Source organism: Polynucleobacter finlandensis, assembly GCF_018881755.1.
Taxonomy (GTDB): domain Bacteria; phylum Pseudomonadota; class Gammaproteobacteria; order Burkholderiales; family Burkholderiaceae; genus Polynucleobacter; species Polynucleobacter finlandensis.
Window position 1 is genome coordinate 67,948 of sequence record NZ_JACVPS010000012.1, and the last position, 6,208, is coordinate 74,155.

At 45.2% G+C, this 6,208-nt stretch carries 5 protein-coding genes; all 5 read right to left on the reverse strand.

Features of this window, described 5'->3' with window-relative positions:
* Nucleotides 1-2 precede the first annotated feature (2 nt).
* Nucleotides 3-263 (reverse strand): AbrB/MazE/SpoVT family DNA-binding domain-containing protein, encoded by a 261-nt coding sequence (locus ICN49_RS09105; RefSeq protein WP_216167724.1) that lies wholly within the window; start codon nt 261-263, stop codon nt 3-5.
* 63 nt (nt 264-326) lie between these two features.
* Nucleotides 327-1,127, reverse strand: coding sequence for a hypothetical protein (locus tag ICN49_RS09110; RefSeq protein WP_216167726.1), 801 nt, complete (start codon nt 1,125-1,127; stop codon nt 327-329).
* A gap of 106 nt (nt 1,128-1,233) precedes the next feature.
* Nucleotides 1,234-2,565, reverse strand: coding sequence for an ATP-dependent DNA helicase (locus ICN49_RS09115; RefSeq protein WP_216167728.1), 1,332 nt, complete (start codon nt 2,563-2,565; stop codon nt 1,234-1,236).
* A 119-nt stretch (nt 2,566-2,684) separates the two neighbouring features.
* Nucleotides 2,685-4,436, reverse strand: coding sequence for an HD domain-containing phosphohydrolase (locus tag ICN49_RS09120; RefSeq protein WP_216167730.1), 1,752 nt, complete (start codon nt 4,434-4,436; stop codon nt 2,685-2,687).
* A gap of 5 nt (nt 4,437-4,441) precedes the next feature.
* Nucleotides 4,442-6,040 carry a GGDEF domain-containing protein gene (locus ICN49_RS09125; RefSeq protein ID WP_216167732.1) on the reverse strand — a complete coding sequence of 533 codons (1,599 nt, stop codon included), beginning with the start codon at nt 6,038-6,040 and terminating at the stop codon, nt 4,442-4,444.
* Between the last annotated feature and the right edge of the window lie 168 nt (nt 6,041-6,208).

Below are 6,208 nucleotides of genomic sequence, written 5' to 3' on the forward strand. Positions count from 1 at the left end.
TTTTACCAAACCCAATCCCCATCATCTTTATTAGCAAAATCACCCAATACAAGCCTGTCTTCCCCAGATAGCGCAATTAATCTAGCGTCTTCCGCCCAGTGAATGCGCACTTGATTTTTGGGTTTTCTTAACACCAAGCTATCACCTTCAACAGACAATTCCACAGCCTCATCTAGGCCGACTTGCTCTAGGATAGCCTTTGGAATGACCACTCCTTTAGAGTTGCCAATTTGGCGAATGTTAATTTGAAGGGGTTTGCTCATAGTAATAACAATGTTATTACTAACCCAAGCTTAAGTCAAGCCCCCGAAGGGGGTCTTAATATCTTAGAAATTAATCGTGGCTGAGAGTTGTGGTCCCGCATTAGTCCAATTGGTTGACCCTGCGCTATCTTTCAAATGAAAGCCCATTGCGCGGTAAGCCAAGGTGACATCACCCCAAGAAAATGCATCACCGATACCTAGCAAAGCTTGCCAAGTGCCATTATTGGAGCCAGGACCCTTACCAGCATCAGCATAGAACGGTATAAACCAAGACGTATCGTAAATGCGTGCGCGACCTTTAAAGCCAATCACAGGATCAGTTGTTTGGTTCACGCGCGAAGGGTTGCCAACGCGAGATGCGACGACAACGCCATTGAGATTGAGTTGTTGAGCATCAACGACGGAAGTTGTCGATGAAATATATCTAGCGCCTAGCAATCCGTCCAGGTAAACAGAAGGAGTGCTCAGGGCTGTATAAGTTGCTGCTGCCGTAAACATCGTCTGCTTCATGGTTGCGTTATACCCAGCATAGAAAGAATTATCTTTACCACGCAACGTATGCACTGAACTGCCACTCCCCGTTGACTGCCAATACACCAGGTCACCCATCACACCCCAATTGCCTTTATGGGCTTCGAGCGTAAACATGGCCATGGGACCTGCGCCATTCACATTTTGACTGATAGAACTGTCGGAGGTGATGGAACGGTTACCTATCGTTTCAGTGGCCCAGGTAGCTGGAGCCCACATGCTGATGGTTCCGGAGTAGCGCCAATCATCGCTCACCTTAGGCATTGGATTAATTGTCTGGGCTTGTGCGCAAACTGCAGCACCAATAAACAATGCGGCAAGAAAAGACTTCAAAATTTGAGAATAGATTTTCATATACGGAAGAATGTGGGCTGATTCGAACTGGGTGAATGAATAGCAGTAATTGTATATGGATTAAGGCTGCTAGGTTTGCTTTGGCCTATGAATTGGGTAGGCAGTTCATATAGAAACGTTTGATTTCTGGGTCACAGCGCACATCCTTTGGTTCAATGGGTCGCTCCAGGGAAATGCCCTCTATTGAGGTGCAACGACTGAGGGCAACATAGACCTGCCCTGATGCAAACGCCCCAGAAGAAAGATCTACCTTCACCTTCTCTAAGGTCTTGCCTTGGCTTTTATGAATGGTAACGCCCCAAGCCAGCATTAAGGGGATCTGCACATAAGTACCGATGATGCTTGGCGAGATCTTGCCTGACATCATGTCGTGGTCGTATCGATAGGATTCCCACTGGTGACCCGTTACCTCAACCGTATTGGAGTAAGGTCCATTCTTTACTAACACCTTCACCTTATCGCCGAGCAACTCACGCACCACGCCAATCGTGCCATTGACCCAGCGTTTCGGAAAGCCGCTATCCGTTGCCGTAAACATCACCTTGGCGCCCACCTTTAAAACGAGATTTGCAGAAGATGGCAAATTGCGTTCGTCGATATTGAACTTACCAGTCGTTTTACCTGCGTAAGTTTTCGGATCAGTCGTTAAAGCGCGTAGACCGGCGCCATTGATCTGGTCCGCCCTAGCATTGGTAGTGGTTAAGGTAATCGTTTGTTCATCGATTTCTTTTTTTGTTTCGTAACACTGGGCATTTAAAGTATCCAATGCTTCATCAATATCTTGGTTAATCCGAATACGATTTAACAGACTGGCGAAGTGCTCATCTTTTTGACGGAAGATTTTGGAGAGCTCGACCATCGTGACATCTTTGCGGTGAAGCGCCATAGCGCAAAAGAAATAAGGCCCCTCATACCCACGCTCTGCTAATACCTCCATATCCCCTCGGGATACAACTGGCGGCAACTGAAAGAGGTCACCCACAAACATCACCTGAATACCACCAAAGGGTTTCCCTTTTTGCGGACCATTCTCACGCAAGAACAAATCCATTGCATCGACTACATCTGCTCTGACCATCGAGATCTCATCAATGATGAGCAAGCGAATATCTTTGTAGAGGCGCTTATCTTTTAAAGGCTTGATATCTTCCTCGGGGAAGATCAAGCGCGGCGGCAATCTAAAGAAGGAATGAATGGTCACCCCTTTAACTTGCAATGCCGCCACTCCAGTAGGGGCTACTACGACCACGTTACCCGGGATATGCTCACGCAAGTAGCCAATTAAGGTGGTCTTGCCGGTCCCAGCCTTACCGCTCACAAAGATATAGGGATCGTGACGCTCAATGGCATCGACCACCGCCTGGTACTCAGGGGTGATTTCAATATCGGAGGAGCTTGGGATGGGCAGATCGGTCATAGGCAGGCACACTATACCCTGAGTTGCTTCGCTCTCTGGGGCATTGAGCAACAGGCTATCTACAGAGGCTATTTGAAAAGAAGTTTAGAAATTTCTTCGTAGGTTTTTAAGCACATTCTTCATACCTGCTTGATGCTGCTAAGGTCTTCAATAACCCCCCAAACCAACTTCCGACCATCAGCATCAGCCAAAATAAATCCACGAATGGAGATGGGAAAACGGCTACCATCCTTGCGAATATATTCCTTGTAGTTCGGCCCAAATGAGCCTGTACTATTTAATTGGGCAATTTGTTCCGCCTCCTGATTAGCATATTCTGGTGGCGTGATATCCCAGAACGATAACTTCAGAAATTCTGCTTTGGTGTATTGGGTATAAGCGAGCAATGCATCATTAACCTCAAGAAAGTCACCACTAGTATGATCAACCATCGCCATGCCGATTGGTGAATGCTTAAATAAAAACTCAAATTTCTCTTCAGTACGTCGCAACTTTTGTTCTACTGTTTGCCCTAAATCTCGAAATACTTTGCCTTCTAACGCCTCATCTTTATGGCGCTGGGCAATTTCTTTAAAGTGATCCTGCTCCTGCATAAACGCCTCAACAACCAAAGGATCGAAGTGAATCCCCTTCTTGCTTAAAATTTCACTGACGGCCTGATCATGCGTCCATTCTTCTTTATATACACGCTCACTAATCAAAGCGTCATAGGTATCAGCTAACGCCATGATTCTGGCAGCCAATGGGATTGCAAGTCCTTTGAGGCCGCGCGGATAGCCACCACCACTCCACTGTTCATGATGACCACCGGCGATCTGGATCGCCAAATCTATGACGTCGTCGTCGTCGTCGTCGTTGCCATCTGAAAGTTGAACCTTAGTAGAAGTTAAAACACTTTCCCCAATAAAAGCATGGGTTTTCATGACACCCCACTCATCTTTGGTCAGGGCGCCCTGTTTATACAAAATATGATCAGGTATGCCCACTTTACCAATGTCGTGCAAAGGCGCGGCATCTGAAATCTGCTCAATAGTGCGATCACTTAATTGATCAACATAACTGCCTTGATCTCTTAAGCGCCATGCCAAACGACGAACATAAGCTTTGGTACGAACAATATGAGCACCTGTTTCATTGTCCCGCGCCATTGCGAGAGAGTTGAGGCTGGCAAGCATCTTTCTTTCTGTGCTGGCAGATTTCTTCTCTTCTTTACGCCACACCTTTTCCAAAAGAATGTTGCCTATGGCCAAATAAATCAGCAAATTCGAAGCAACAGCAAGGGCGCGCAGCATGCCGGTAATAGTGCCCTCTTGATATATCGTAGTCACTAGCGAGCCACTAGAAATGGAATAAGTAAGATTAAATGCTCGCACAGTGACCAAAAGGAGATGAGCAAAAAAAGTGCCCTTCAAAACCATCACTTGGGCCGACATCTCACGCTTGGGTAGCAAAAAGGTTTCAACCAATCCAACTAATGACAGAACGCCCAATAAGCCCGTCATCAGGTACACCCGAGCGTTAAAAGATGCGTAGACTCTCAGAAACTCATAGGCAAGCAAAGAAAGTAAATAAACAACCCAAAATGTATTCTTAGAAATGCTGGAATTACTGGAATCCCAAGAGCGAATAAATAACACAATCGCTAAAGCGGAAAAAGCTAGGCTGGTATTGCCTACAGAAAGGAAAAAAGCTGGCTCAATTCCTGCGAAAAAGAATCCCAAGTTTGCTGCCACCATTAGCAGCAAAGCAATTGGCCAATAATGGTAATTTTTATTTTGTAACTGGATTTCTTTGTGGCTAAAAGAACCTAAATAAATGACCAGCACTATTAAGGCAAAGCTCAAGTAGAAGGCTTTATTAAATAAATCCATAGAAATTATATTTTCTCCTGAGCTACAACATCAGAATATAAGTAGATAGCATTTCTTCCACTTTGCTTGGATTTATACATTGCCGAATCAGCACGCTTAAATAAGCCCTCTTCGCTATCAGAGTCGCTAGGATAAAGCGCAATGCCGATACTCGCTGTAGTGTGAATCAGCTCACCACTAACCGTGACACCTATCTCAATAGCAGATTTAATTTTTTTAGCAATTTCTAGAGCATCTTGGGAAGAATGCAAATCCTCAAGCAAGAGCACAAATTCATCGCCGCCGATACGCCCAAGAGAATCGGAGTCACGAATGCAAGCCATCATGCGATTGCAGCAAGCCTTCAAAACTTCATCTCCAGCAGAATGCCCGAACTGATCATTAATACTTTTAAATCGATCAATATCGATAAACAGGAGAGCAAGCACACTTTTCTCACGACGAGCCTTCAAAATAGCTCTTTGCAAACGATCAACAAAGAGATTTCGGTTAGGCAAACCCGTCAGGTTATCGTGATAGGCTAAATGCTGCACTTGAGTCAGAGAAACAGTAAGGCGTTTATTGAGACGCCAAATGTAATACACCACTGTCGAGACTGCAAGCAAGGTTGCCACAGCTATGAACAAGGCGCCATAGATCCATGCGAGATCTTGCTTGGGGTTGGCATTGTAGACAAACCCTTTTAGCGAAAAATCAGACTTAAGACCACCAGCCTCCTGAAAAATTTCGACAGTGCGCTGCCAGCGCGCTTCATTCATAAAGCCCACCGGAACTAAGTCACTCCTAATCAGGGGTTGCAACTTATCGCGCTCAAACTGAATTTTGGCGGCTGATTCCTGGGGAGCATATTTTTGAACTAGGGCAACCGCTTCATCGGGATGATTTAATACATATTCCCAGCCTTGTAAACTTGCCAGCCGAAAGCGTTCAGTTCTCTCGGGATGCTTATTTATTTCTTCGCTGGTAGTAAATAAATTATCACCATAGATATCAATTCCAATTGAACGTGGGCTATATATCTGAGCAGGAATTCCAGCGGCAGCCAACAGATAGGGTTCATTGCTAATATAGCCAGAAATCGCCGCCGCCTTTCCGGATGTCAATTGTTCAACTGTATCCATGCCTGGCACAGAGGAGGCAACCTTAGAAAGCGTGATATTTTGACGTCTTAAGTACACCAGTAATTCATCTGAAAGGCGCCTCAACAGAATGGGTTTTCCATCCAAGCTATGGATGTCTTCAGATCCTGGAGACTTTTTGGCAATCAACACATAAGGCGAGTGCTGATAAATGGCTGCTAATGCGACTACTGGAGCACCCTCTTGCCTAGCTACCAATATGCCGCTGGTGCCAGAACCATAATTAGCTCGACCTGACACAACCTCTTGGAGCGGATCCTCGCCAGGGCTTAATGGCTTGATCTTCACATCCAAACCAGCAATATCGTAATAGCCTAGCTCTTTAGCGGCGTAGTAACCCGCAAATTGGTAGGCGTGTGTCCATTTAAGCTGTAAGACCACCTTATCGGCTGCATTTGCCAAAGGCGCGGTTAAAACCAAGAATGCAATGAATATTGACGGAAAAGATGAAAAAATTCGACGCAAAGAAATGCTCCTGGGGATCTTAATCTTTAGGATTTGATGCTTATTACTATAAGCGAATGCCTAGTATTAATATAACGGAATCTTCAGTCTGGGCTATAACTTATTAGTACTTAAGTACTAAATGCATATTCCAAGGGCAAAAAAGCGGCATACATCTGAAGGTAATCC